At 65.8% G+C, this 26,572-nt stretch carries 14 protein-coding genes; 6 read left to right on the forward strand and 8 right to left on the reverse strand.

What is annotated here, in order from left to right; genetic code table 11:
* The 8 genes from AC1D1X_RS00525 to AC1D1X_RS00560 form a co-directional block, all read right to left on the reverse strand.
* Positions 1-648, reverse strand: a 648-nt coding sequence (locus tag AC1D1X_RS00525; protein WP_477697666.1) for a branched-chain amino acid ABC transporter ATP-binding protein, incomplete at its 3' end; no start/stop codon positions are given.
* Positions 641-1,420, reverse strand: coding sequence for an ABC transporter ATP-binding protein (locus AC1D1X_RS00530; RefSeq protein ID WP_477670469.1), 780 nt, complete (start codon positions 1,418-1,420; stop codon positions 641-643). The genes AC1D1X_RS00530 and AC1D1X_RS00525, both read right to left, overlap by 8 nt.
* A complete protein-coding gene (locus AC1D1X_RS00535; protein ID WP_477670470.1) occupies positions 1,417-2,385 on the reverse strand; it encodes a branched-chain amino acid ABC transporter permease in 969 nt (322 codons plus the stop codon). Before AC1D1X_RS00535 ends, AC1D1X_RS00530 begins: the two co-directional genes overlap by 4 nt.
* Positions 2,386-3,258, reverse strand: coding sequence for a branched-chain amino acid ABC transporter permease (locus AC1D1X_RS00540; RefSeq protein ID WP_477670471.1), 873 nt, complete (start codon positions 3,256-3,258; stop codon positions 2,386-2,388).
* Positions 3,259-3,354: 96 nt separating this feature from the next.
* A complete protein-coding gene (locus AC1D1X_RS00545; RefSeq protein ID WP_457281940.1) occupies positions 3,355-4,527 on the reverse strand; it encodes an ABC transporter substrate-binding protein in 1,173 nt (390 codons plus the stop codon).
* A 265-nt stretch (positions 4,528-4,792) separates the two neighbouring features.
* The gene (locus AC1D1X_RS00550; RefSeq protein ID WP_477670472.1) at positions 4,793-5,779 is read right to left on the reverse strand and encodes a PDR/VanB family oxidoreductase; all 987 of its coding nucleotides are present in this window, start codon (positions 5,777-5,779) and stop codon (positions 4,793-4,795) included.
* Positions 5,780-5,889: 110 nt separating this feature from the next.
* Positions 5,890-6,594 (reverse strand): GntR family transcriptional regulator, encoded by a 705-nt coding sequence (locus AC1D1X_RS00555; RefSeq protein ID WP_457281942.1) that lies wholly within the window; start codon positions 6,592-6,594, stop codon positions 5,890-5,892.
* A 105-nt stretch (positions 6,595-6,699) separates the two neighbouring features.
* On the reverse strand, positions 6,700-7,794 hold the full coding sequence (locus AC1D1X_RS00560) for an aromatic ring-hydroxylating dioxygenase subunit alpha (protein WP_477670474.1): 1,095 nt from the start codon (positions 7,792-7,794) through the stop codon (positions 6,700-6,702).
* Positions 7,795-7,938: 144 nt separating this feature from the next.
* On the opposite strand from AC1D1X_RS00560, the gene AC1D1X_RS00565 reads away from it, so the two are divergent.
* The 6 genes from AC1D1X_RS00565 (at position 7,939) to AC1D1X_RS00590 (ending at position 26,499) form a co-directional block, all read left to right on the forward strand.
* The gene (locus AC1D1X_RS00565) at positions 7,939-9,054 is read left to right on the forward strand and encodes a 5-methyltetrahydropteroyltriglutamate--homocysteine S-methyltransferase (RefSeq protein WP_457281944.1); all 1,116 of its coding nucleotides are present in this window, start codon (positions 7,939-7,941) and stop codon (positions 9,052-9,054) included.
* A gap of 658 nt (positions 9,055-9,712) precedes the next feature.
* Positions 9,713-11,452 carry a ShlB/FhaC/HecB family hemolysin secretion/activation protein gene (locus AC1D1X_RS00570; protein WP_477670475.1) on the forward strand — a complete coding sequence of 580 codons (1,740 nt, stop codon included), beginning with the start codon at positions 9,713-9,715 and terminating at the stop codon, positions 11,450-11,452.
* 32 nt (positions 11,453-11,484) lie between these two features.
* Positions 11,485-23,568, forward strand: coding sequence for a YDG domain-containing protein (locus AC1D1X_RS00575; RefSeq protein WP_477697667.1), 12,084 nt, complete (start codon positions 11,485-11,487; stop codon positions 23,566-23,568).
* 64 nt (positions 23,569-23,632) lie between these two features.
* Positions 23,633-24,667, forward strand: coding sequence for an SPFH domain-containing protein (locus AC1D1X_RS00580; protein WP_477697668.1), 1,035 nt, complete (start codon positions 23,633-23,635; stop codon positions 24,665-24,667).
* A gap of 44 nt (positions 24,668-24,711) precedes the next feature.
* Positions 24,712-26,229 carry a DUF4178 domain-containing protein gene (locus AC1D1X_RS00585; RefSeq protein WP_477670478.1) on the forward strand — a complete coding sequence of 506 codons (1,518 nt, stop codon included), beginning with the start codon at positions 24,712-24,714 and terminating at the stop codon, positions 26,227-26,229.
* Between the two features lie 48 nt (positions 26,230-26,277).
* Entirely contained in the window at positions 26,278-26,499 is a 222-nt protein-coding gene (locus AC1D1X_RS00590) for a DUF350 domain-containing protein (RefSeq protein ID WP_007871890.1), read from the forward strand.
* Positions 26,500-26,572 lie beyond the last annotated feature (73 nt).

Raw genomic sequence — 26,572 nt, forward strand, 5'->3', positions numbered from 1 at the left:
GTGGACCACCATGCCGCGGTCCAGCACCACGGCGCTGTCGGAAATCGCCAGAATGGCCTGCGGGTGCTGCTCCACGATGATGGCGCTCAGGCCCTCTTCGCGCGTGATGCGGCGTATGGCGCGCAGCAGCTCCTCCACGATGATGGGCGCCAGGCCCTCCAGCGGTTCGTCGAGCAGCAGCAGCTTCGGGTTGAGTACCAGCGCACGGCCCACAGCCAGCATCTGCTGCTCGCCGCCCGACAGCTGCGTGCCCAGGTTGCCCTTTCGCTCGGCCAGGCGCGGGAACATGGCGTACACGCCATCGGGGTTCCATTTGCCCGGGCGCGCCACCGCCGTCAGGTTCTCGTGCACCGTCAGCGACTTGAAGATATTGCGCTCCTGCGGCACCCAGCCTATGCCGGCCGCCGCGCGTTCGTGCGAGGGCAAATGGTGCAACGCGACCATGGATGCGCCCGCCCCGAACGAGATGGCGCCGCCGTGCTGCCGCGTCGCGCCTGCCAGTGTGTTGATCAGCGTGGTTTTGCCGGTGCCGTTGCGGCCCAGCAGCGCGAGCGTCTGTCCCTCGCCCAGCGTGAACGACACCTCGTGCAGCACCACCGCCTCACCGTAGCCGGCGCGCAGTTTGTCGACCTTGAGCAGTTCAGCCATGAGCCACCTCTTCGCCATGGCCCAGATAGACCGCCTTGACCTGAGGGTCGGCCGCGATCTCCTCAGGCGTGCCTTCGGTCAGCAGCGTGCCGTTGACCAGTACCGTCATGGTGGTGGCGAAGCTGAACACCAGGTCCATGTCGTGCTCGATCAGCAGTACCGACACGTCAGCGGGCAGTGCGGCCACGGTCTGCAGCAGTTCTTCGCGCTCGCCGGCCGGCACACCGGCCACGGGTTCGTCGAGCAGCAGCACGCGCGGCTCGCAGGCCAGCGCCACGGCGATTTCCAGCAGGCGGCGCTTCCCGTAGGCCAGCATGCGGGTCGGCTGGTCCATCACTCCGGTCAGGTGAAACTGCTCCAGCAACTGTTCGCAGCGCTCGGCCACGCGCTGGTTGCGCCCCAGCGCCTGCCACCATTTCGCGCCGAGCCCCGCTTGCTGCGATACGGTCAGTGCCAGCGTTTCCAGCGGCGTGAGCGAATCGAAGAGCTGGTTGATCTGGAAGGTGCGCACCATCCCGCGCTTGACGCGCTGGTGCGGCGCCAGCCGCGTAATGTCTTCGCCATCGAGGAAGATGCGGCCTTCGGTCGGCTGCAGAACGCCCGTCAGCAGGTTGACCAGCGTGGTCTTGCCCGCACCGTTCGGCCCTATCAGCGCATGGCGCGCGCCGCGACGCAGGTTCAGGCTCACGTTGTTGGTGGCGGCAATGCCACCGAAGCGCATCACCAGCCCTTGCGCGGACAGTACCGCGTCGCTGTGCGGCGCCGCGCTCATGGCTGGCCTCCGCGCTTGGGCAGCCATGCCCAGGGCCGGACCAGGCGCTCGCGCCCCACCAGCACCAGCACCACCAGGAAGAGGCCTATCCAGAAGGTCCAGTACTGCGGCGTGATGGACGACAGCGCGTCCTGCATCAGCTTGAACACAATCGCCCCGGCCACACCCCCGTACAGCCAGCCCGCACCGCCAACCACCAGGATCAGCAGCACATCGGCCGAACGATGAAACTCAAACAAATCCAGCGAGGCAAAGCCGGTGGTTTGCGTCATCAACGCTCCCGCGGCGCCCGCGACGCCGGCCGCCACCGTATAGACCACCGCCAGCCGTGAAGCGACTGGAATGCCGATGGCCATGGCGCGCAGGCGGTTGTCGCGTATCGCCTTGAGTGTCGCGCCCAGCGGCGAATGCACGAGGCGACGCATCAGCACAAACAAAATGAGCAGCACGGCCAGCGAGTAATAGGCGGCGGTGCGGCCCGACAGGTCAAACTCGAAGCGGCCCAGCAGCGGGCCCATGACCACGCCCTGCAGGCCATCGGCGCCACCGGTCAGCCAGTCAAGTTTGTTGGCCAGCTCCAGCAGGATAAGCGCCACGCCCAGTGTCACCATGAGCCGTGTCAGGTCGCTGCCGCGCTGGATGGTGAGTGAACACACAGCACCCAGCAGCGTGGCGGTGGCGATGCCCACCGCCAGGCCCACCAGCGGGTCCGGCATCACCAGCTTGGCGAACAGCGCCGCCGCATAGCCGCCTATGCCGAAGAAGGCTGCATGGCCCAGCGAGACGATGCCGGTGTAACCCAGCACCAGATCCAGCGACACCGCGAACAGCGCGACGATGGCGATCTCATTGATGATGGACGCGTGGCTGGGCATCACCACCGGCGCGGCGAAGGCGGCGAGCCAGAGCACCGGTTCCCAGAGCTTCCAGCGGCTGTTTTTGAGCAGGGACGTTTGAGTGTTCATTTATCTGCCACCCTTGCGCACAAAGAGGCCCTGCGGCCGCCAGATCAGGATCGCGATCATCAGGCTGTAAACGATGAAGGCCCCCAGCTTGGGGATGTAGTACTTGCCCGCCACATCGGCAATGCCCAGCAGCAGCGCGGCCAGCAGCGGCCCAGTGATCGACGTGGTGCCGCCCACGGCCACCACGATCAGGAAGTAAATCATGAACTTGAGCGGAAAGCTCGGGTCCAGCCCCAGCACTTCGGCGCCCAGCGCGCCGCCCAGGCCGGCCAGTCCCGAGCCGACGGCGAAGGTCGAAAGGAACACCAGGTTGACGTTGATGCCCAGGCCGGCCGCCACGCGCTGGTCGTCCACCGAGGCACGCAAGCGGCTGCCGAAGCGTGTGCGAGTCAGCACGAATTGCAGGCCCAGCGTGAGCGCGGCGCACACCGCAATGATGAACAGCCGGTAGTGGCCCATGCCCAGCATCCAGGCGCCGCTGCCAATCTCGGTGCGGCCCTTGAGCCATTGGGGCAGCTGCACGATCTGCTGCGTCGAGCCGACGAAGTAGTCCACGCTGGCCACCGCCATGAACACCAGGCCGATCGAAAACAGCACCTGGTCCAGGTGCGGCTTGTTGTACAGCGGCCGGTACAGCGTGCGCTCCAGTACAGCGCCCAGCAGCGCCGAGCCGGCGAAGGCCAGCGGCAGGCACAGCAAAAAAGGCACGCCGAAGTGCTGCATCAGCAACACGGTGATGTAGCCGCCGGCCATCGCGAAAGCACCATGCGCGAGGTTGATGAAATTCATCAGGCCCATGGTCACCGCCAGTCCCACCGCCAGAATGAACAGCAGCATGCCGTAAGCGATACCGTCGAAAAGAATCGTGAGCATTTATCTTCGCAAGGAACGGCGCGGAACCGGCTTTGCCGGGCCGCAGAGGTTGCCCCCAGCAGGGGGGGAGGCGCCGCGAAGCGGCGCTTCGGGGGGTTACTTGTTCTTCCCTGGGTCCTTGACGTCCTTGATCACGTCAAACTCCACGTTGTAGAGTTGCCCGTCCTTCTTCTCGACCTTGCGCAGATAGACGTCCTGCACGATGTCGCGCGTCTGTGCGTCGATGAAGATCTTGCCGCGCGGGCTTTCAAAGAGCTGGCCCTTCATGGCTTCGAGCAGCGCGTCGCCGCCACCCTGGCCCTTGCTGGTTTTGAGCGCCTCGTAAATTACCCGCATGCCGTCATAGCCACCCACGGCCATGAAGTTGGGGCGCAGGCCCTTGTTGGCTTTGGCAAACGCTTCCACGAATTTTTTGTTCATGGCCGAGGGGTGCGCCGCCGAATAGTGGTGGGAGGTCACCACGCCGATCGCGCCGTCACCCATGTCGTTGAGCTGGTCGTCGTCCGTCACGTCGCCGGTGGCGATCAGCCGGATGCCGGCCTTGTCCAGGCCGCGTTCGAGAAACTGCTTCATTACCGCGGCGCCCGCGCCCGAGGGCACAAAGACGAAGAGCGCATCGGGCTTGTTGTCTCGCACCTTTTGCAGGAAGGGCGCGAAGTCGGGATTGCGCAGCGGCACGCGTAGCGCGTCGGTCACCTGGCCGCCGTTGAAGGTCAGGCGGTCCTTGAAGAATTTTTCGGCATCAATGCCGGGGCCGTAATCGGACACCAGCGTGACCACCGTCTTGATGCCGTTCTTGGGCGCCCAGTCAGCCAGCGCGACCGAAACCTGCGGCAAGGTGAAGCTGCTGCGCACGATGTAGGGGGAGGCCTGCGTGATGCTGGATGTTGCCGCGGCCATCACCACCATGGGTGTCTTGGACTGCGTCGCAATGGGCGCGGTGGCCAGGGCCGAGGGCGTGATGCCAAAGCCTGCCAGCACGTTGACCTTGTCGTTGACCACCAGCTCCTGCGCCAGGCGGCGTGTGGTGTCCGGCAGCGAGGTGTCGTCCTTCACGATCAGCTGGATTTTCTTGCCCGCCACGCTGTCGCCGTTCTGCGCCATGTAAAGCCGTACGGCCGCCTCGATCTGCCGGCCCGTGGTGGCCTGCTGGCCCGTCATCGGCAGGATCAGGCCGATCTTGAAGGTGTTGTCCTGGGCCAGTGCCGGGGCGGCGGCAAGTGCCGCGGCCGACAGCGCGGCGGCGGTGAGGAAGGTACGTTTTTTCATGCTTGTCTCCTGGGTGGTTTTCAGTTCTTGCTGCTGCGTCAAACGCGGCGGAGTTCAGGTTGCCGGCATCGGGTTGCAAACCGGTGCGAGTCTAGTATGAGTGCGGTATCAGCACAAATGTTCGATATGTGAACACATCGGCCATGACCTCCATGCCCTCCATGGCTTCATTGTGTGGGTTGCCGCTCACGGGGTCACTGCTGATTCGCGGTCGATTGTGCGATCATCGCGCGCATGACCCGGTGATCGCACACAAGTTGTCCCCTCACGCGTCGGGCCGGTAGGAAGAATCCAGCGTCACCGAACCGACCACGCGCGAGACACAGGCGCACAAGCGCGTGTTTTGCTGTTTCTCGTGCTCGCTCAGAAAGACGTCGCGGTGGTCGATCTCGCCGTCCACCGCCAGCACGTCCAGCGTGCACAGGCCGCATTCGCCGCGCTTGCAGTCGGACACCGCTTCCACGCCCGCCTGCTCCAGCGCGTCCAGCAGGCTGCAACCGGCCGGCACGGTGATGTCCAGCGCGTGGCGCGGAATCAGCACCCGGAAAGCCTGCGGCGCATACCGCCCGCTGTTGCCGAAGGTCTCGTAACGCAGGTCAGTCGCTGGCCGGCCCGAGGCCTCCCAGGCATGGCGCGCGGCGTCCAGCATGGGCACCGGACCGCAGACGTACATTTGCGCGCCCGCCGGCAGCGCCGCAATCTCGCCGGCAAAGTCGATGCGCGCGTCGACGGCCACATGAAGCCGTTCGCCCAGGCAAGCCCGCAGTGTTTCGCCGTAAGCCAGTTCAGATTCACTGCGCGTGCCATACAGCATGCGCAGCGGCCGGCCCGACTGCGCACAGCGGGCGGCCAGCACTTCGGCCATGCCGACCAGCGGCGTGATACCTATGCCGCCGGCCACCAGCAGGTAGGCTGGCGCGTTGAAGTCCAGCGGGAAATGGTTGCGTGGGCCGCTCACCTGCAGCCGGTCGCCGGCGGCCAGCTGCCACATCGCGCGCGAACCGCCGCGGCCGTCGTCCAGCCGCTTCACGGCGATGCGATACGTTTGCGCATCGGTCTCGCCAACCAGCGAGTAAGAGCGCAGCTGCGGCTTGCCGTCCACCAGCAGCTGCACCTGCAGGTGGCTGCCGGGTTCGTGGCGCTGCACGGTGGCTGCGTCACCCGTGGGCCGGATGCGAAACTCGCGCACGGTGGGCGTGAGGTCCTCAAAAGATTCAATGACCGCATCGGTCCAGCTGGAGGTGGCTTTCATTCAGTTTTCCGTGATCTCTTCAATTCGAGGGTCGCCGTGGAACCGGCTTTGCCGGGCCACTGGTGGCGCCCCCTGGGGGGAGGCGGCCGCAGGCCGCTTCGGGGGGAACGTCATTTCTTTCTAATTAGACGCACGCCAGGCATCTGGTCCAGGTTGTGGCTGGCCACGGCAGCGCGCAGGTTGCGCTGGGCCAGGCGTGAGTGCTCGCGCATGATCGCTTCGGCGCGCGAGCCTTCGCGCTGCTCAATGGCGTCGAGCACCTGGCGGTGCTGGTCTTGCGCCACAACCAGCATGTCGCGCGCGCCCGGGGAATTGGCCTGCACCACCACGAAACCCGAAGGCGACGCAAAGGGCAGGCTGAACACGCGTTCGAGTTCCTTGGCAATCACGCTGCTGCCAGCCATTTCACCCAGCAGTTCATGAAACCGTTCGTTCAGCGCGACGTAGGAAGAGAAAGCCTCATCGTCCAGCGCAGGCTGGCTGAGCACCGCATCAATCTTGCCCAGGCATTCGCGGGCTTCGTTCAGCACCACGGTGGGTGCGCCTCGCTCGGCGGCCAGCCGCGCCGACAGTCCTTCAATGGTGCCGCGCAGTTCGATCGCTTCGGACACATCGCGTTCGGAAAACGTGCGCACGGCGTAGCCCCCATTGGGCAGCGACTCCAGCAGGCCTTCCTGCTCCAGCCGCATCAATGCCGCGCGGATCGGTGTGCGCGAGAAGCCGAGCTTTTCAACGATGGACAGCTCGGCAATGCGCGCGCCGCCGGGCAACTCGCCGGCCAGGATCATCTCGCGAAGCTGAAGCTGCGCCCGCACCTGGGCACTTTCAAGGCTGTTTTGGCCTGTACCCCTGTCAGAATCTGCGCCGGCAGCTACTGAATTGATAGCATTGATTGTGGTTCGCATAAAAATGACCCCGCCTCAGGCCGCCAGCCGGATAGCGATGACAGGCGCTGGTGGTTTTTCTTTCGCGATCAGTCCGTCTATCAGGCGGCGTGCCCACATCGAGCCGGCATCGATGTTGAGGTTGTAGAACTGGTGGTCCGGGTGTTCGTCGATGGCGATTTGCTGGGCCTCCAGCACATGTTCGTCCTCGCGGAAGATGCCGGCCACGCCCTCGCGCAGCTGGTGCGTCAGGCGCTGCTCACCCAGGCAGTAGTTGCGTGCGAAAGCCCAGAAGTAGTGGCAGCTGCCGTCTGTTTCTGGCGTCACCGTGTTCAGCACAAAACCATTGACGCCCTTGCTGCGGTCGCCCGGCTGGCCGTCCTTGGGTGGCGCGCCTGATCCGGCTTCGGCTACGCCGACGTCGATGTTCACAGTGCAGGGCGCTTCGAATTTGATGATCTGCCAGCGATCCACCTTGCCCCTGTAGCCGCGCGCATGCTCGATCTGCCCGGCCCAGAACGGCGGTGCGTCGATTTTTTCCATCCAGCGCGTGACGGTGGCCGTGCGGTCGCCGTGCGTGGCTACAAAGGGCGCCTCGGCCACGGCGCGCTGGCCGATGCTGGAGCCGTGCACAAAGGTTTCGTGGGTCAGGTCCATCAGGTTGTCGACGACCAGGCGGTAGTCGCACTTCACCGTGATCAGCTTGCCGTCGCCGGCCCAGTCTGCGTCGTCGTTCCAGTGCATGTCGGGCACCAGCGCCGGGTCGGCCTTGGCCGGGTCGCCGGGCCAGATCCAGACAAAGCGGTGCTTTTCCACCACCGGAAACGCGCGCACGCAGGCCGAGGGGTTCAGCGTTTCCTGGCTGGGCATGTGGGTGCAGCGGCCTTGGGCGTTATAGACCAGGCCGTGGTAACCGCAGGTCACCTCGTCGCCGTTCAGCGTGCCCATGGACAGCGGCAGCAGCCGGTGCCAGCAGGCGTCTTCCAGTACGGCGACCTGGCCGTCGGTGCGGCGGAACATCACCACCTTCTGTTTGCAGATCGTGCGCGCCAGCAGCGTGCGGCCCACCTCTACGTCATAAGCGGCGGCATACCAGGCGTTCAGGGGGAAAGTCGATTTCTGGGCATTCATGGATACTTAATGTATACACAAATTGCCAAAATGCCAAGAAAAATAGAGAAATTCAGGGAAAATACGGAGTTTCTGTATCCAATGAGGGGTGATTTTGCTGGAATACCATGGGGGTTTGTGCCTGCAACCGATGGAGACTTTCCCATGACCGCCAAGCTACCCGCCCGTTATGACCATGTCGGCAGCTTTCTGCGCCCGCAGTACCTGCTGGAAGCCCGCGAGCAAAAAGCCAAGGGCCAGATCACGCCCGAACAACTGCGCAAGGTCGAAGACCAGGCCATCACCGAAATCGTGAAGTTCCAGGAAGACGTGGGCCTCAAAAGCATTACCGACGGYGAATTCCGCCGCACTTATTTCCACATCGACTTCCTGGAGCAGATCGGCGGCGTGAAGACCGACATCCCGGTCACCATCCAGCGGCCCGACGGCAGCATGGAACTGGCGCCGCCGGTGATGCGCGTGATTGACAAGGTGCGCCACGTCAAGGACATCCAGCTCGCCGACTTCCAGTACCTGAAAAGCCAGGTCAGTGCGGGCAACACGCCCAAGGTCACCATTCCCTCGCCCACGATGCTGCACTTTCGCGGCGGCCGCGCCGGCATCAGCAAGGAGGCTTATCCCGAACTCGATCCGGCTTTCTACGACGACGTGGCAAAAGCCTATGGCGACGAGTTGCGCAGCCTGGCCGCGGCCGGTTGCACTTATGTGCAGATGGACGACACCAACCTGGCCTACCTGTGCGACGAGAAAATGCGTGAGGCGGCGCGCCAGCGCGGCGACGACCCTAATGAGCTGCCGCACCGCTACGCCAAATTCATCAACAAGGTGGTCGCGCAAAAGCCCGCCGGCATGACGCTGGCCATGCATCTGTGCCGCGGCAACTTCAAGAGCACCCACGCCGCGGCCGGCAACTACGAGCCGGTGGCCGAGGCGCTGCTCAAGGAGATGGACCTGGACGCCTATTTCCTCGAGTACGACGACAGCCGCAGCGGCGATTTCAAGCCCCTGCGCTACCTGCCCAAGGGCAAGACCGTGGTGCTGGGCCTGGTCACCACCAAGTTCGGTGAAATGGAAAGCAAGGACGACCTGAAACGCCGCATTGAAGACGCTGCGAAATACGCACCGCTGGAGCAGCTCGCGCTGTCACCGCAATGCGGCTTCAGCAGCACAGTGCACGGCAACAACATCGCCGTGGAAGCGCAACGCAACAAGCTGCGCCTGGTGGTCGAAACCGCACGCGAGGTATGGGGCACAGCCTGATCTGACCCCCGGGACTGGCGCATGTCGTCCTCCCCTTCTCTTTTCTTTAGCGAGGGGGAGTCCCAACGGACCCCCAGCCCCGGCCTTTTCGAGGCCGCTCAACCGGGCTGCGGCGCTGACTTTTTCGGCTGTGCACTCCCGTCGCAGCCGTCCACGAGGCAAGCCGTTCAACGGGTCGGATGGACCGATTCCATTAATTGCGCTTGGTTGATCATCAAAATGACTCGTCATCCCTGCTGAGCGTGCGCAAGCAGCTCTCAAAAAGATAGCAATCATGGGCCTGAGCCTGCTGCCCGCAGGCTTTTGGCCCAACCTCGCCAGTACTGGCGCTGCCGGCCGGCACAGATCCATGAGTGCCGCCCCCTTCTTTGCCTCCTCTTCTCTCTTCTTATTCCTATTGACCGGCGCTTCTTCATGCGGCCGACGGCCACTTCTGTCTGCCTGCCGGTGGGAATAATGCTCTAACATTTACTTACATTTAACCAAGAACATTGAGCGTGCCCGCTTACTTTCTCAAAATCCTAAAATAATCGTGTAAAAACAAACACTTACCGCGAAAATAAGAGGTTCTTTAGCGGAAAATATTGGACAGCGTAAGGGTAAAGCGCTACAACCAATAAAACATTTTGTTTCATTTGTACATCGAAAGGGTCGCTCCTTGCGCAGTTCAGTCTTTCTGGCATCCAGGCTTTTTGCCTGGGGGGTTCTGGGCGCATGCATCGCCCTGAACGTCCCTGCGCTGGCGCAGGCCCGCGTGGACGTGCGGCCCGATGCYGGTACGCTGCTGGAGCCGCAAGGTTCGTTACCGCTGCTACCCCCGCGTAGCGGCCCACTACCTGAACTGACACCACCCCGGGTTGCGGAGCCAGCGGCGGGAACGGCGCGCATCACGCCAGCGGCGTTCAGTTTCTCCGGCAACAGCGTTTTCTCCAGTGAAGCACTTGCGGCTTTGCTGTCGAGCCGGCTCCACCGGTCCACGGATCTGGCTGGCCTCACAGACGCCGCCAATGCCGTCAGCGCGCTCTACCGGCAGAACGGCTATCTGCTCACGCAGGCGTACCTGCCCGAGCAGGCGTTTCCCGCAGAAGGCGGGACTGTCGCCATCACCATCATCGAAGCGCGGGTCGGCCGCGTCACTGTGCGTGTCGACGGCGCTGGTATCTCAAAGACGTTCGCGGAAGAACTGGTGGGCGGCCAGCTGCGGTCCGGTGACGCCGTTACCGAATACGCACTCGACAAGCCGGTGTTGCTGTTGCGCGACCTGGCGGGGTACGACGCCGGCGCTACGGTCGAGCCTGGAGATCGCCTGGGCCTGGCGGATGTCCTGATCACCGTGCAGGGCAAAGGGCCGCGCGCCGACGGCTCGGTCAGCGTAGACAACCATGGTGCGCGCGCCGCTGGTGCCGCGCGTGTCACGTTAAGTGCCAATCTCAACAACCTGCTGGGGCGCGGTGACGTGCTGGCCTTGAGCACCCAGCAAAGCGACCAGGCTGGTTCGACCTTATACCGTGCCGGCTACACCGTGCCGGTCGGCGCTTACGGCACAAGGGTGGGGGTCAGCGCGGTGCGCCTGGATTACGCGCTGGGCAAGCAGTTCGAGCCGCTGGGGGCCAGCGGCCGGGCCGACATTCTCGGCCTCAGCCTGTCCCACCCCCTGCTGCGCGGGCGCGCCAGCAATTTGTACGGCCTCATCAGTGCAGAGCAAAAAAAGCTCGTTGACGAAACGCGCACACCCGCACTCAAAAGCGAGCGCGACATCGCCGCGCTCAGGCTGGGGCTGGCGGGCAACTTCATCGACGAACTGGCAGGCGGCAGCAGCCTGAACAACTATGCCGTGAACGCCACCTTTGGCCGCCTCACGTTGAATGCGGCCGATCAGGCGCTTGACGATGGCCTCGGCGGCCTGCGCACAGCGGGCGGTTTCAGCAAGCTGAACCTGGAATTCCAGCGCTCCCAGTTTTTTGATGCCGCTTACAGCTTTCACGTCGCGGCACAGGCCCAGCTGGCGTCGAAAAACCTCAGCTCGGCCGAAAAAATGGTTCTGGGCGGGCCCAATGGCGTGCGCGGCTACCCAGTGGGCGAAGGCGTCGGCGACGCCGGTTTCCTGTTGAACCTGGAGTCGCGTTACCAGCTCGCGCCAACGGTTTGGGGTGAGCCTTTGACCCTGCTGGCTTTCTATGACCATGGGCGCATTCGCTTCAACCAGAACGGCCCCACTGTGCCGGGCAATGCCAACACGCTGAGCCTCGGTTCCGCCGGTGTGGGCGCCACGCTGGGCCAGTCCGGCAAATTCCTGGTCAAGACCTACCTGGCCTGGCGCACCACGACGGCGCTGCCGTCCACCGGCGACCCGGACCGTGCGCCGCGCGCCTGGCTGTCGGTCCAAACCTGGTTCTAGCCCGGCCCCACTCCCCGCTCTGCATGCCCATCATGACCGCCCACACTTCTTCCGCCCGCGCCGCCTATAGCCCCTGGTCCGTGCGTACGGTGGTGGTCCGCCTGTCTCGCAAGCTCTCGGCCACCTACCGCATCCGCAGCGACCGCAGGCTGTCGCGCCTGCTTGCGACGCTGCTGGCGGTTGTCTCGCCCTGGGCCACCGCCTTGCCTGAAGGCGCGCAGGTGGTGGGAGGCCAGGCCAGCGTCAGCACGCCGTCGGCCAACGCCATGGTGGTCAACCAGACCAGCGACAAGGCGGTGCTGAACTGGCAAAGCTTCAACATCGGCGTGGGGCAATCGATGCAGTTCGTGCAGCCCGGCGCTTCGTCCGTCGCGCTGAACCGCGTCATCGGCAACGGTGCCTCATCCATCTTCGGCTCGCTGAGCGCCAACGGCCAGGTCTTCCTGATCAACCCGGCGGGTGTGATGTTCGCTCCTGGGGCGCAAGTCAATGTGGGCGGGCTCGTCGCCTCCAGTCTCGACATCGGCAACGGCGACTTCATGGCAGGTCGCTACACCTTCAGCGGCAACGCCTCCGGCCGGGTGGACAACCACGGCAGCATCAACGTCGCGCGCGGCGGTTACGTGCTGCTGGCCGCGCCCCAGGTCRGCAATACCGGTGCCATCACCGCAGACGCTGGTTCGGTTGGCCTGCTGGCAGGCTCCCGCGTGTCGGTCGACACTTCGGGCACAGGCCTGGTGCGTTTCTCGGTGGATGCGGCGGCGGCACAGGCCGCGATCACCAACAGCGGCAGCATCACGGCCACGGGCGGCCGGGTTGCCGTGCTGGCCAGCGCCATGGGCGATGCGATGGCGACCGTCATCAACCAGTCCGGCGTCATCCGCGCCAACTCCGCCGTGGAGCGCAACGGCACGATTGTGCTGAGCGGCGGTGGCACAGGTGTTGTCCAGGTCTCCGGCACACTCGATGCCAGCGGCACCGCACCGGGCCAAAGCGGCGGCACGGTGCAGGTGCTTGGCGACAAGGTGGCGCTGAACACCGGCGCATCCATTGACGTGTCCGGCCCGGCCGGCGGCGGCACCGCGCTGGTGGGCGGCGACTACCAGGGCGGCAATGCGGCCGTCCAGAATGCTTCACGCACTTATGTGGCCGCAGGCGCATCGATACGGGCCGACGCGACAGACAGCGGCAAAGGCGGAAAAGTGGTGGTCTGGGCCGACGGTGACACGCGCCACAGCGGCGCTGTCAGCGCGCGCGGCGGTGCCAACGGCGGCGACGGCGGCTTTGTCGAGGTTTCGGGCAAGCAGCAGCTGGACCTGCGCGGCAGTATCGACGTGGCCGCGCCGGCCGGTACTGGCGGCAGGGTGTTGCTGGACCCGCAGGACATCGACATCAACACCACCATACAGTCCTCACCACCCAACAATGCCGATGGCACGCCCGACGTGGCCCTCTTCGATCCACCGAGCCCGACGGGCACGTACACCATCCAGATCGCCGACATCACCGGCTACAGCGAGCTGTACCTCCAGGCCTCGCGCAACATCACGCTGGCCAGCGCGCTGGCCATGGCGGCGGGTAACAAGGTCCGCTTTGAAGCGGGCAACACGATTGCCCTCAATGCCGCACTAACGGCTTCCGGCGGCGTGAATCTTTCGGCGGCCAATATCACCAGCACTGCGGCCGGTAGCATCACCACCACCGGCGCCGGCAATACCAATGCCGGCAACGTCACCCTCAACGCCACAGGGACTGTCAACCTGCTCGGGGCCATCAACGCCATAGGAGGCACTGCCACCACCGGCAACCCGGGCCGCAGCGGCGGGGCCGTCAGCATCTCGGGCGCCGGTGTCTCCACCGCCGCCATCACCGCCAGCGGTTCCGCCGGGCTGGGGGCTGGACAGGCAGGTGGTACGGGCGGCAGTATCAGCATTACCTCCACCGGCGGCATCTCCAGCACAGGCACCCTCACGGCCAGTGGCGGTGCCGCTGGCACGACGGGCATCGCGGCCGGGGGCAACGCGGGCAGCATCATCCTGGCTAACAGCGGCACCGGTAACGTCGCTGTGAGCGGGTTGACCGCCAGCACCGGCAATGCGGTCACCACCGGCGCTGGCGGCACGGCTGGCAGCATCTCCGTGACCAACAGCGTGGCCAGCGCCAGCCTGGGCGCCGGCAACATCACCACCCAGGGCGGCAACAATGGCGACGGTGGCGCTATCACGCTCAATTCCGCCGGTGCATTGAGCGCGGGCACCGTCACCAGCACCGGCGGCACGGCATTGGCCAACACTGCAGGCCGCAATGCCGGTGCAATCAACATCACGGCGGCCGGCGCCATCACCGCGCTGGGCGCCGTAACGGCCAACGGCACGGCCGGCAACACGGCCGGCAACGGCGGCAACGCGGGCGCAGTCTCCATAGTCGCCGCGGGCGGCATCGCAGGCGCAGCCATGACCGCCAGTGGCGGGGCCGGTGTGGGCGCCAATGCGTCGGGCGGCAATGCAGGAACCATCACGGTTACCAACAGCGGTGCCGGCAACATCACTGCCGCCGCGCTGGCCGCACAGACCGGCACGGCCACGGGCACCGGTACCAGCGGTGCGGCCGGCACCATTTCGGTGACGAATACGGCTGCCGCGGGCAACCTGACGACCGCGGGAGTCACCACGACGGGCGGAGCCAAAGGCGACGGCGGCGCCGTGAACCTGAGTGCGCTGGGAGCTTTGTCCACCGGCGCTGCTGGCACCATCAACACGGCCGGTGGCGTCACGCTGGCAGGCTATGCCGGCCGCAATGCCGGCGCCGTCACACTCTCGGGTGCAAGCGTAAGCACCGGCACGGGCAACATCACCGCCAACGGCACGCCGGGTATAGGCGCTGGCCAAAATGGCGGCAATGGCGCCAATGTGCAAGTCACGGCCACGGGCGCCATCACTGCCGGTGCCATCAATACAACGGGCGGTGCGGGCATTGCCACCCTGGCCAGCGGCGGCAATGCGGGCACGATCACCGTCATCAACAACTCGGCGACGGTGGGCGCCATCTCACTGGGAGGGCTGAGCTCCAGCAGTGGAGCGGCCTTCGGGACCGGCGCTGGCGGCACGGCCGGTGCCGTGCAGGTGACCAACAATGCGGCCGGGCAAGGCCTCACCACGGGGGCCATCACGGCCAACGGCGGCACCAACAGCGCCGGTGCCGATGTCACCCTGAGCTCACAAGGTGCCCTTACCGTCAGCGGGCTGATCACCACCAGCGGCGGCGCGTTGGGTACCGGTATGACCGCAGCAGGCAAGAACGCCGGCAACGTCACGATCACGGGCGTCAACCGCGCCATCACCGGTGCCATCACCGCCAGCGGCGGTGCAGGGATGGGTACCAACCAGGCCGGCGGCAATGCCGGCGTGGTGAGCATCACCGGCAGCGGCAGCCTGGGCACGAACAACATCGCAACACAAACCGGTGCAGCGACGGGTACCGGCGCGGGCGGCACAGCAGGCAGCATCATGTTGGACGGCACGGCAGTGACCACTGGTACCCTGACGACCACGGGCGGCGCCAACGGCAACGGCGGCACTGTCAGCGTCACCTCGACGGCCGGCGTTTTGACGACAGGCGCGATCGTTTCCAGCGGCGGCACAGCCAATGCGGGAACGGCCGGGCGCAATGCCGGAACGGTGACGCTGCAGGCCACGGGTGGTCTGTTGACCGGCGCCACCATGACCGCCAGCGGCACGAACGGCACTCTGACGGGCGACCAGGCCGGCGGCAACGGTGCGGCGATCTCCATTACCGGCAACAGTGGCATCAGCGTCACCAATCTCGCGGCCAGCGGCGGCGCGGGTGTGGGCACCAATGCTGCCGGCGGAAATGCCGGCAGTATCACGGTCAACAACAGCGGCAGCGGAAACATCACCACCGGAACCCTGGCGGCCCAAACCGGCAATGCAATCGGCACGGGCGCAGGGGGCACCGCGGCCAGCGTCGCCGTCACGAATACGGCAGCGGCCGGCAATGTCACGACGGCAGGCATCACCACCACCGGCGGCACCAAAGGCGACGGCGGTGCCGTCACCCTGAGTGCCCTGGGTGCGCTGTCCACTGGTGCTGCAGGCGCGATCAATACGGCCGGCGGCGTCACCTTGGCGGGCAATGCAGGCCGCAATGCCGGCACCGTCACGCTCTCAGGCGCAAGCGTGAGCACCGGTACCGGAAACATCACGGCCAACGGCACGCCAGGCATAGGCGCCGGCCAAAGCGGCGGCAACGGCGCCAATGTGCAAATCACGGCTGCCGCGGGCGGCATCACCGCAGGCGCCATCAACACCACGGGCGGTGCGGGCATTGCCACGCCGGCCAACGGCGGCAGCGCGGGCAGCATCACCGTCATCAACAATTCGGCCACCACCGGCGCCATCTCGCTGGGAGCACTGAGCTCCAACAGCGGGGCTGCTTTCGGCGCCGGCACGGGCGGCACCGCCGGCGCTGTGCAGGTGACCAACAACGCGGCCGGGCAAGCCCTCGCCATCGCAGGGGCTGTGACGGCCAATGGCGGCACCAACAGCGCCGGCGCCGACGTCGTCCTGAGTTCGCAAGGCGCTCTCACGGTCGGCGGAACGATCAACACCAGCGGCGGCGCTATCGGCGCCGGGGTGACCGCCGCAGGAAAAAACGCCGGCAACATCACCCTGAGTGGCGTCAACCGCTCGGTCACGGGCCTGATCACCGCCAGCGGCGGCGCGGGGCTGGGTGCCAACCAGGCGGGTGGCAACGCCGGCGTGGTGAGCATTACCGGCAGCGGCACACTTGGCGCGGCCGGCATCACGTCCCAAACAGGTGCCGCAACAGGAACGGGTGCCGGCGGCAACGCCGGCAGCATCACGTTGACAGGTAGCGCCGTCACAGCCGGCGCGCTGACGACCACAGGCACCGCCAACGGCGACGGCGGCGCCGTCAGTGTCACGTCCACGGCGGGCGTTTTGACAGCCGGTGTCATCAATACCAGCGGTGGCGCGGCCAATGCCGGCACGGCGGGTCGCAACGCAGCGGCGGTCACCTTGCAGGTCACGGGCGGCCTGCTCACCGGCACGACCATTACGGCCAGCGGTACCAATGGCGCGCTGGCAGGCGACCAGGCCGGCGGCAATGGCGCGGCGATTTCCCTTGGCGGCAACAGCGGCATCACGGTGACCAACCTCACAGCCAGTGGCGGCGCAGGCGTGGGTACCAACGCGGCCGGCGGCAATGCCGGCAGCATCACGGTCAACAACAGCGGCAGCGGCAATATCGCCACCGGAACGCTGACGGCGCAAACCGGCAATGCGGTAGGCACAGGTGCAGGCGGCACGGCCGGTAGCGTCAGCGTGGCCAACGCGGCGGCCGGCGGTACCTTGTCCACCGCGGCCATCCTCACCAGCGGTGGTGTCAAGGGCAACGGCGGCAATGTCAATCTGTCGGCGCTGGGTCAGGTGTCCATTGTCAACAACAACATCACCACCAGCGGTGGCACTGCGGTCAGTGGCCTGGCCGGCCGTAATGCCGGTACCGTCACCATCAGCGGCGGCGGCCTCAATATGGGAACGGGCACCATCACGGCCAGCGGTGGCGCGGCAGCTGCCACGTCGAACCAGAAAGGTGGCAGCGGCGCGGCCGTCAGCATCACGACCACCGATGCCGTGACCACGGGCGCGCTCACCGCCAGCGGCGGYACGGGTGGCACCACGAACGGTGACGGTGGTGATGCCGGCAGCATCACGGTGCAGAACAATTCCACATCGGCAGGCGCGATTGCCTTGGGTGGGCTTACGGCACGTACGGGCGCGGCAGTGGGTACAGGTGCCGGCGGCGCGGCCGGCGGCATCAGCGTGACCAACAACGCGGCCGGCGCCAACATCGGAACCGGCGCGATAGACAGCAGCGGCGCGGCAGGCGGCAACGGCGGCTCGGTCGCACTGGCCTCGCAGGGCGGCGTGACGGTTACCGGCACGCTGAACACCAGCGGCACGGCGCTGGCCGGTGGCACCGGCGCTGGCCGCAATGCGGGCAATATTACGGTGACGGGCGTCAACCGCTCGGTCACGGGTCTGGTCAGCGCCAGTGGCAGCGCGGGCCTGGGCACCAACCAGGCCGGCGGCAATGCCGGTGTGGTGAGCATCACGGGCAGCGGTACGCTGGGCACCGCGGCAGTGACGGCCTCAACGGGTGGCGCGACCGGAACGGGCGCCGGCGGTACGGCCGGCAGCATCACGCTGAACGGAACGGCGCTGACAGTCGGTGCGCTTACCACCACGGGTGGCGCCAACGGCAACGGCGGCAACATCAGCGTCACCTCGACGGGCGGTGTTTTGACGACAGGCGCGGTTGTTTCCAGCGGCGGCACCGCCAACGCGGGCACGACGGGACGCAACGCAGGTTCCGTCACGCTGCAGGCCACAGGAGGCCTGCTGACCGGCACCACCGTGACTGCCAGCGGCACGAATGGCACGCTGACGGGTGACCAGGCCGGCGGCAACGGTGCGGCGATTTCCATTAGCGGCAACAACGGCGTCACGGTCACCAATCTCGTGGCGAGCGGCGGCGCAGCGGTCGGCACCAATGCGGCCGGGGGCAATGCCGGCAGCATCACCGTCAACAACAGCGGCAGCGGCAATATCACCACCGGAACGCTGACGGTGCAAACCGGTAACGCGCTGGGCACCGGCGCGGGCGGCACGGCCGGCGGTGTTTCCGTGAGCAACACCGCAGCAGCGGGAACACTCTCCACCGGGGCCGTCACCACCACCGGTGGTGTCAAGGGCAACGGCGGCAACGTCAGCCTTTCTGCTGCCGGCCAGGTGTCGGTGCTCAACAACAACATCACCACCAGCGGCGGCACCACGGTCAGCGGTCTGGCTGGCCGCGATGCCGGCACGGTCACCATCAGCGGCGCCGGCCTTACCATGGGTACCGGCACCATCACCGCCAGCGGCGGCGCGGCAGCGGCCACGTCCAGTCAAAAGGGCGGCAGCGGCGGCGCCGTCAGCATCACCTCCACGGGGGTGGTCACTACCGCAGGCATGACGGCCAGCGGGGGGGCAGGCGGAACCACCAACGGCGACGGCGGCAACGCGGGCAGCATCAGCGTGGCCAACACCGTTGCGGGTGCCGTCACGGTGGGTGCACTGGCTGCGCAAAGCGGCAATGCAGCCGGCACGGGCGCAGGCGGTTCGGCAGGCAGCATTACCCTGAGCAACACGGCTGGCAACCTCACGGCGGGTACGCTGACCACTACGGGCGGCACTTCGGGCCATGGCGGCAATGTCAGCATTAGCGGATCCGGCGGCGCAGTGGCGGTTGGCGCCATAGTCACCAGCGGCGGCACAACTGCCGGCACGGCCAACGGACGCAATGCCGGCACGGTAGACATTTCCGGCGCGGGCGTCACCACGGCGGCCATCACGGCCAACGGCACCAACGGCAGCACCGTCGGCTCGGGCGGCAATGGTGGCGCGGTCACCGTCAATTCCACGGGAGCCATCAGCAGCGCCGGTGCAATCAGCGCTGTTGGCGGCAACGGCGCGGGCGGCAACCAGGCCGGCGGTCAGGGCGCCGCGGTGTCGATGGCTTCCACCGGCGGCAATGTATCGGTCGCCGCCATCACCACCACCGGCGGCAACGGCGGCGCAGGCGTGGCGGCGGGCGGCAACGCAGGCGCCATCACACTCGACGCAGCGGGCGCCACGCCGACCATCACCCTTGCCGGCGGGCTTACGGCGTTGGGTGGCAACCAGGTCGGTGGCGCGGTCTCCGGCGCTGGCGGTGCGATTCGCATCAAGGATGACGCACTGCTCAATACGGCCAGCATCACTGTGGACTCGCGCGGCGGTAATGCCGGCGCGGGTGCCGGCGCCAATATCCAGTTCGACGGAGCGGTCAACAGCCAGGCCTCGGGCCGTACGCTGATCCTGCAGGCGGGCAACGGCGACGTGAGCATTGCCGGCGCCACGGGCGCCAGCCTGGCCCTGTCGGCGCTCACCGTGACCGCCAACGACATCGCCGTGGGCGCCATGGGTGGTGCTTCGGTGGGCGTCACCGGTGCCACTTCCCTGACGGCTACCACCGCCGGCGCCGACACCGGCGACATCAGCCTCAATGGCGCGCTCAACGTCAGTGCGTTGGCCCTGACGGCCGGAAGCGCGCTCACGCAAACCAGCGCCATCAAGGCGACCACCGCCACCCTGGCGGCCGGCCCCGGCAACAACATCACGCTAACCAATGCCGGCAACGATTTCACGGGGGCGGTGGCTGTCACCACGGGCAATAACGTCAGCATCACCGACAGCAATGCGCTGGTGATGGGGACCTCAGTGGTGTCGGGCTCTCTGGCGCTGAATACGGCCGGCGCCATCACACAGACCGGCGCGGTGACGGTCACAGGCGCCACCACGCTGGCCGCCGGCGCGGCCAACGACATCACGCTGGCCAATGCCGCCAACAATTTCTCCAGCGTGGCCGTCACCAGCGGCAACAACGTCTCGCTGCGCGATGCCAATGCCGTGGTGCTGGGCACCTCAGTTGCCAATAGCAGCCTGACAGTGGTGGCCGGCGCGACCATCACCCAGACGGGAGCCATCACCGCGCCCACGCTGGTTGCCAAAACGCTGTCCGCCGGCACGGCGAACATCACATTGAACAATGCCGGCAACGAAGTCGCCACGGTCGATCTGCGTGCCCGCAATGCCACCGACACAGCCAATGCCAATGGCGCAGTCAGCTATCGCGACGCAACCGGCTTCGATGTGGCCGCTGTCAATACCACAGGGGCATTGACGCTGCAATCCGGCGGCAACATCACGCAGTCGGGCGCTGTGACGGCGGCCTCGCTGGCAGTGGCCGGCACGGGTGCAGGCTCGTTGAACCTTGGCACCCAAGCCAACAACATCGCCACCCTCAATGCCATCACGGCGGCGGGCGGCTTCACGCTGAATAACGGCAACAACAGCACAACGGTGGCTGGCAATATCAGCACCGTCAACAACGCTGTCGCCATAGACACCGGCACCGGCGCGTACACGCAGAACAACGTCGACGTGGTTGCCGGCAGCGGGCCCATCACGATCACGGCCGACACGGTCGCCATCGCCGCGAACACCGGCAACAACGCGCTGGCGACCAGTGGCGCATTGACGCTCAAGGCGAAAACCGCGAGCCGCACCATGTCACTGTCGGGCGCTTCGGGCTTTGACCTCACGGCCGCGGAAGTCAGCGCCTTCGCCACGGGTGCCACCGGCCCCATCATCATCGGCGATACGGCCAGCACTGGCGCCATGACCATAGGCGGCGCGGTCGGCCTGGCCGGCAAGACCCTGACGCTCAATGCCGGCTCCATCACCGATGTGGGTGTGCAAACCATCACCGCGCAGAACCTCACCCTCAATGCCAACGGCCAGATCGGCACCGACGCCAGCAACGGCATCGACGTGGCGGCCGGCAACCTGAGTGTCAACACCACCGGTAATGCCAACGCCTTCGTGCGCAGCACGGGCGCCGTCAACCTGGGTGTGGGCAGCACGGCCTCAAACGTCGGCAGCGGCACACTGAACCTGACAGCACTGGGCGCGGTCACCCAGACTGCAGGTACCGGCAACATCACGGCCGGCACGCTGCAGGTCAAAACGCTGGTCAACGCCGGCGGTGGCATCACGCTCAGCAACAGCGGCAACACCAACACCGCCATCAACCTGCAGGCCCGCAATGCCGCAGACTCGGCCAATGCGGCGGGGGCCATCCAGTACAGCAGCGCGGCCGGATTCGACGTGGCGGCCATTGCGACCACCGGCAATGCCACCCTTTCTGCAGGCGGTGCTGTCAGCCAGTCTGGCGCCATCGCGGCCTCGGGACTTGCGCTGACCGGCGCAGCCGGCGCCTACACCCTGGCAAACGCGGGCAATGCCGTCACCACGCTCGCCGCCAGCACCGGCAGCGTGGACTACAGGCAGGCCGGCGCACTGGTTGTGGGCACGGTCGGCGCGATAGCAGGCGTAACGGCTACCGGCGCGGTCAAAATTGAAACCACCGGCGCGGCGTCAAATCTCACGTTGAACAATGCCGTAAATTCTTCCGCCACCGGCGATGCCGTGGTCCTCAAGGCCGGTAGCGCCAATGCGGCCGGCGTCAGCACCGGCGGCCAGCTCATCAACAATGTGGGCGTGGGCGGCATCGTGGCCGCATCCGGCCGCTACCTGGTCTACAGCGGCGACCCCGGCACCACGCTTGAGGGCGTTGCTGGCTACAGCAAGCGCTACAACAGCGACGCCAGCTATGTACCGGCCGGCAGCGCAAATACTTTCCTCTACCGCGTCGCGCCGATCTTGACGGTTACGGCCGACAACAAGACCAAGGTGTATGGCGACACGAACCCCCTGCTGACCGGGGTGGTAAGCGGCCTGATCGACGGTGACACCATCGCCGGCCTGGGCGTGAACTACACCACCACAGCCGTTGACCGGACGGCCGTGGCGGCCGGACCGGTGGCCATCACTGCCGGCGTGGGCACCAACAGCGAAAACTACACCCTGGCCTTGACCAATGGCGCGCTGACCATCACGCCGCGCGCGTTGACGGTCGGCGCCACCGGCCAGAACCGTGTCTATGACGGCGGCGTTGCTGCCACCGTCACGCTGACCGACAACCGCCTCAGCGGCGATGTACTGACCGCCACGAATACCGCCGCGAGCTTTACCGACAAGAACGTCGGCACCGGCAAGACCGTGAACGTCAGCGGCATTGCCCTCACCGGCGCCGATGCGGGCAACTACAGTGCCAACACCACGGCAGCCACCACTGCCAACATCACGCAGCGCGCGCTCACGGTCGGCGCCACCGGCCAGAACCGTGTGTATGACGGCGGAACCGTTGCCACCGTGACGCTTGCCGACAACCGCATCGCGGGTGATGTGCTGACCGCCAGCAATACGGCCGCGAATTTCACCGACAAGAACGCGGGTATCGGCAAGACGGTCAACGTCACCGGAATCGCTCTCACCGGCACTGACGCCGGGAACTACACGGCCAACACCACGGCTGCCACCACGGCCGACATCACGCAGCGCGCTCTCACGGTCAGCGCCACGGGAACCAACAAGGTTTACGACGGCAACATGGCAGCCGGCGTTACCATGGCGGATAACCGCGTCGCCGGTGACGTGCTCACCACCAGCAACACGGCGGCCAGCTTTGGCGACAAGAACGTGGGCACCGGCAAGGCCGTCAGCGTCAGCGGCATCGGCATCACCGGCACCGATGCTGGCAATTACACGTTCAACACGACGACGGCGACCACGGCAAACATCACCCAGCGCGCGCTCACCGTGGGCGCCGCGGCCCAAAACAAGGTGTACGACGGCGGCACTGCCGCAACCGTGACACTGGCCGACAACCGGGTTGCCGGCGATGTACTCGCGGCCAGCAACACGTCGGCAAGCTTTGCCGACAAGAATGCAGGCGTGGGTAAAACCGTCAACGTCGGCGGCATTGCCATCACCGGCACCGATGCGGTCAACTACAGCGTCAACAGCACGGCCGCCACCACGGCCAGCATCACGCCGGCTTCGATTGCGAATGTCAGCGGCATCACCGCCGCGAACAAGGTGCAGGACGGCACCACATCAGCCACGCTGGCGACCGGCGGCGCGGCCTTTGCCGGCCGCATAGGCGCGGACGTGCTGACGGTGGGCGCCGCGACCGGCAACTTCGACACACCCGCCGTCGGCAACGGCAAGCCCGTCAGCATTACCGGTATCACCCTGTCAGGCGCCGACGCGGGCAACTACACCTTGCAGAATACGGCTGCCGTCACGACAGCCAATATCACGCCTGCCCCGGCCAGTACCGCGGAGCGTACCGGTGACGCGCGCATTGTGAACGRTACGGCGCTGCCAGTCCTGGAAGGCGATGAGCGCCGTCAGCAGTCCCTGCGCGCCGCCGGCATCAAGGATGCCGAAGGCGGCGTTGTGGCCGATGTGCCGACTTTCCGCCTGGCAGGGTTCCCTGATCCGCGCAGCGCCGGGTTGGTCCAACTGGACTGCACAGAGCAGGGCCGCGGCCTGAACTGCACTGGAGGCGGTCAGGGCCAGTAAATAACGTAAAAACTTCGTTATCGGCGGGTATCATGTGGCCGACAACCACTCAAGGGAGCGCGCTATGGCCTTAATGGACTTCATCAAGAAACAGTTCATCGACATCATCCAGTGGACCGAGGACGACGACGGCACACTGGCCTGGCGTTTTCCGATGGCCGACATGGAGATCCAGTACGGCGCCTCGCTCACCGTGCGCGAATCGCAAATGGCGGTCTTCGTCAACGAGGGCAAGATCGCCGACGTGTTCGGTCCCGGCATGTACAAGCTGACGACGCAGACCGTTCCGGTGCTGACCTACCTCAAGAACTGGGACAAGCTGTTCGAGTCTCCCTTCAAGAGCGACGTCTACTTCTTCAGCACCCGCCAGCAGATCGACCAGAAGTGGGGCACGCCCCAGCCCATCACCATTCGCGACAAGGACTTCGGTGCCGTCCGGCTGCGCGCCTTCGGCAACTACAACTTCCGTGTTGCCGACCCCAAGCTTTTCCACACCGAAATTTCAGGCACGCGTGACCGCTACACCACGGCCGACCTTGACGGGCAGCTGCGCGGCCTGGTGCTGCAGAACATTTCTGCCGCCATTGCAGCCAGCGACATTGCCTTCCTCGATCTGGCCGCGAACCAGCTCGTGTTTGCGCAGGCGCTGGCGGCGCAGCTCGTGCCCGAATTTGCCAAGCTAGGCCTGAAGCTCGAGGGCATGACGGTGCAGAACCTCTCGCYGCCCGAAGAGCTGCAAAAAATCCTCGACCAGAAAATCGGTATGGGCATGGTCGGCAACGACATGGGCAAGTTCATGCAGTACCAGACGGCGCAGGCCATCCCGAAATTCGCCGAAGGCGGCGGGGGCGGCAGCGGTATTGCCGGTGACGCCATGGGCCTGGGTGCCGGTGTGGCGCTGGGCCAGGTGCTGGCGCAAAACCTGCAGCAGGGCCTGCAGGGCGGCGCAGCCCAAGCGGCTTCCGCTGCAGCGGCGGCGGTCAAGCCCGACGATGTCATGGCCACGCTCGAGAAGCTGGGAGAACTCAAGGCCAAGGGCATCCTCACACAGGAAGAGTTCGACGCCAAGAAGGCCGAGTTGCTAAAAAAACTGGTCTGACACGGCCCCGGCCCCTTCACTGACCGACCTCGACCAGGCCCCACTTGGCATCCGAGCCCCAGCAACGCGCCTACCGCGCGCCGTGTCCCGGCTGCGGTGCGCCTGTTGAATTCCGCAGCGCGCAGTCCACCCATGCGGTGTGCGGCTATTGCCAGAGCACCGTCGTGCGTGACGGTGACACGCTGTCGCGCATCGGCAAGATGGCCGAACTGTTCAACGACTTCAGCCCGTTGCAGCTGCAAGCCTCCGGGGTCTGGCAGGGTCGCAACTTCACGCTCGTCGGCCGGCTGCAATACAAGTACGCCCAGGGAACCTGGACCGAGTGGTATGCCATTCTGGATGACGGCAGCGCGGCCTTCCTGAGTGAGGACAACGGCGCTTATGTGTTCAGCCGGCCCACCAGCCTGCAGCGCGCCGTACCGCCCGCAGAAAACTTTCGCATCGGCGCCACCACGGCGATCAATGCCAAGCCATTCAGTGTGGCCTCCAACGAGAGCGTTGTGCTGCTGTCCGCACAGGGCGAGCTGCCGCGCCTGCCGGCGCTGGGCATGCCCTTTGCCGTGGTTGAATTGCGCAGCACGGATGGCGATGTGCTCAGTGTTGACTACGGCACGGCATCCGGCGGCGGCGCGCCGGTGCTGTCGCTGGGCCGCTCGGTGTTGCTTGACGAACTGAAGCTGGCTGGCCTGAAGGACGAGTCTGCCAAGGAAGAAAGCGGGAGGCAGTTCAGCTGCCCCAACTGCGGAGCGACGGTGGCGGTTACGCTGGCTGCCAGCAAAAGCATCACCTGCAGTTCCTGCAACAGCCTCATCGACCTGAGCCAGGGCACAGGCGCCGCGCTTCAGCATGCGATCCAGGACGAACCGGTTGCCCCGCTGATCGCGCTGGGAAGCACGGGCCAGTTGCTGGGCACGCAATGGCAGGTCGTCGGGTTCCAGCACCGCATGGGGTACGAGCCCGACGATCCGGACGAGCACTTCGGCTGGGATGAATACCTGCTCTACAACCGCAAGCGCGGCTTTACCTTTCTGGTGGACGCCACCGACGGCTGGAGCGTGGTCAAGCCCCTGACCGGCGCGCCCACCTTCAAGACGGGTGGCGAAAGCGCCACCTACCTCAAGACCACCTACCGCCTGCAAAGCAGCTACCGCGCCGAGACCACATATGCCGCCGGCGAGTTCTACTGGCAGGTTCAGCGCGGGCAAAAAACCTTTAACCGCGATTTCGCCAGCGGCAGCGCGCTGCTGTCCCAGGAAGAGGCGCCGAACGAAGTCACCTGGTCCAGCGGCAGCAAGCTGGACGGCGGCCTGGTGGCCAGGGCTTTCAAGCTTGAAGGCAAGAAAGACCTCTTCAAGCGCGCGGATGCCAAGCCCCTGAGCAGTGCGTCGGGCATGGGTTGCGGCACCATTGTTGTGGTGGTGCTGGTGATACTGGTGGTTCTGTTGCTGGTCACGCGCTGCTCGCGCTGCGACCCGAATGTCGAGAACTGTTCTTCGTCCAGCAGCTCGCGCAGTTCAGGCGGTTCATTCGGTGGATTTTCCGGCGGAGGCGGCCATAAATGAAGCCAGCCCCTTTCTATTCAACCTGGCAGATTTTTTCTGGAGAACATCATGGGACTTGAATGGCTTAAACCCGCCGCATTCCTCGGCTCGATTTTGTTCGCGCTGATCGGCGTGATCATCTTCTGGCTGAGCTTTGTCATCATTGACAAAATGACGCCGTACGACCTGTGGCTGGAGATTGTCGAGAAGCAGAACGTGGCGCTGGCGCTGGTGGTTGCCGCGATGGCGCTGGGCATTTGCGTAATAGTAGCCGCCGCCATCCACGGATAGTTCCCGGCTACTGCGCGAACTGGGGGTGGCGTTGGCCGGTGCTCGGAATCCTCATGTACCCGCAGGTACATTC

This window comes from Polaromonas sp. P1_G4, from assembly GCF_056405475.1.

Excerpts from the sequence above, each read along its gene's own strand:
- AC1D1X_RS00530 (WP_477670469.1), bottom strand. The coding sequence starts at position 1,420 with ATGAGCGCGGCGCCGCACAGCGACGCGGTACTGTCCGCGCAAGGGCTG.
- AC1D1X_RS00535 (WP_477670470.1), bottom strand. The coding sequence starts at position 2,385 with ATGAACACTCAAACGTCCCTGCTCAAAAACAGCCGCTGGAAGCTCTGG.
- AC1D1X_RS00540 (WP_477670471.1), bottom strand. The coding sequence starts at position 3,258 with ATGCTCACGATTCTTTTCGACGGTATCGCTTACGGCATGCTGCTGTTC.
- AC1D1X_RS00545 (WP_457281940.1), bottom strand. The coding sequence starts at position 4,527 with ATGAAAAAACGTACCTTCCTCACCGCCGCCGCGCTGTCGGCCGCGGCA.
- AC1D1X_RS00550 (WP_477670472.1), bottom strand. The coding sequence starts at position 5,779 with ATGAAAGCCACCTCCAGCTGGACCGATGCGGTCATTGAATCTTTTGAG.
- AC1D1X_RS00560 (WP_477670474.1), bottom strand. The coding sequence starts at position 7,794 with ATGAATGCCCAGAAATCGACTTTCCCCCTGAACGCCTGGTATGCCGCC.
- AC1D1X_RS00590 (WP_007871890.1), top strand. The coding sequence starts at position 26,278 with ATGGGACTTGAATGGCTTAAACCCGCCGCATTCCTCGGCTCGATTTTG.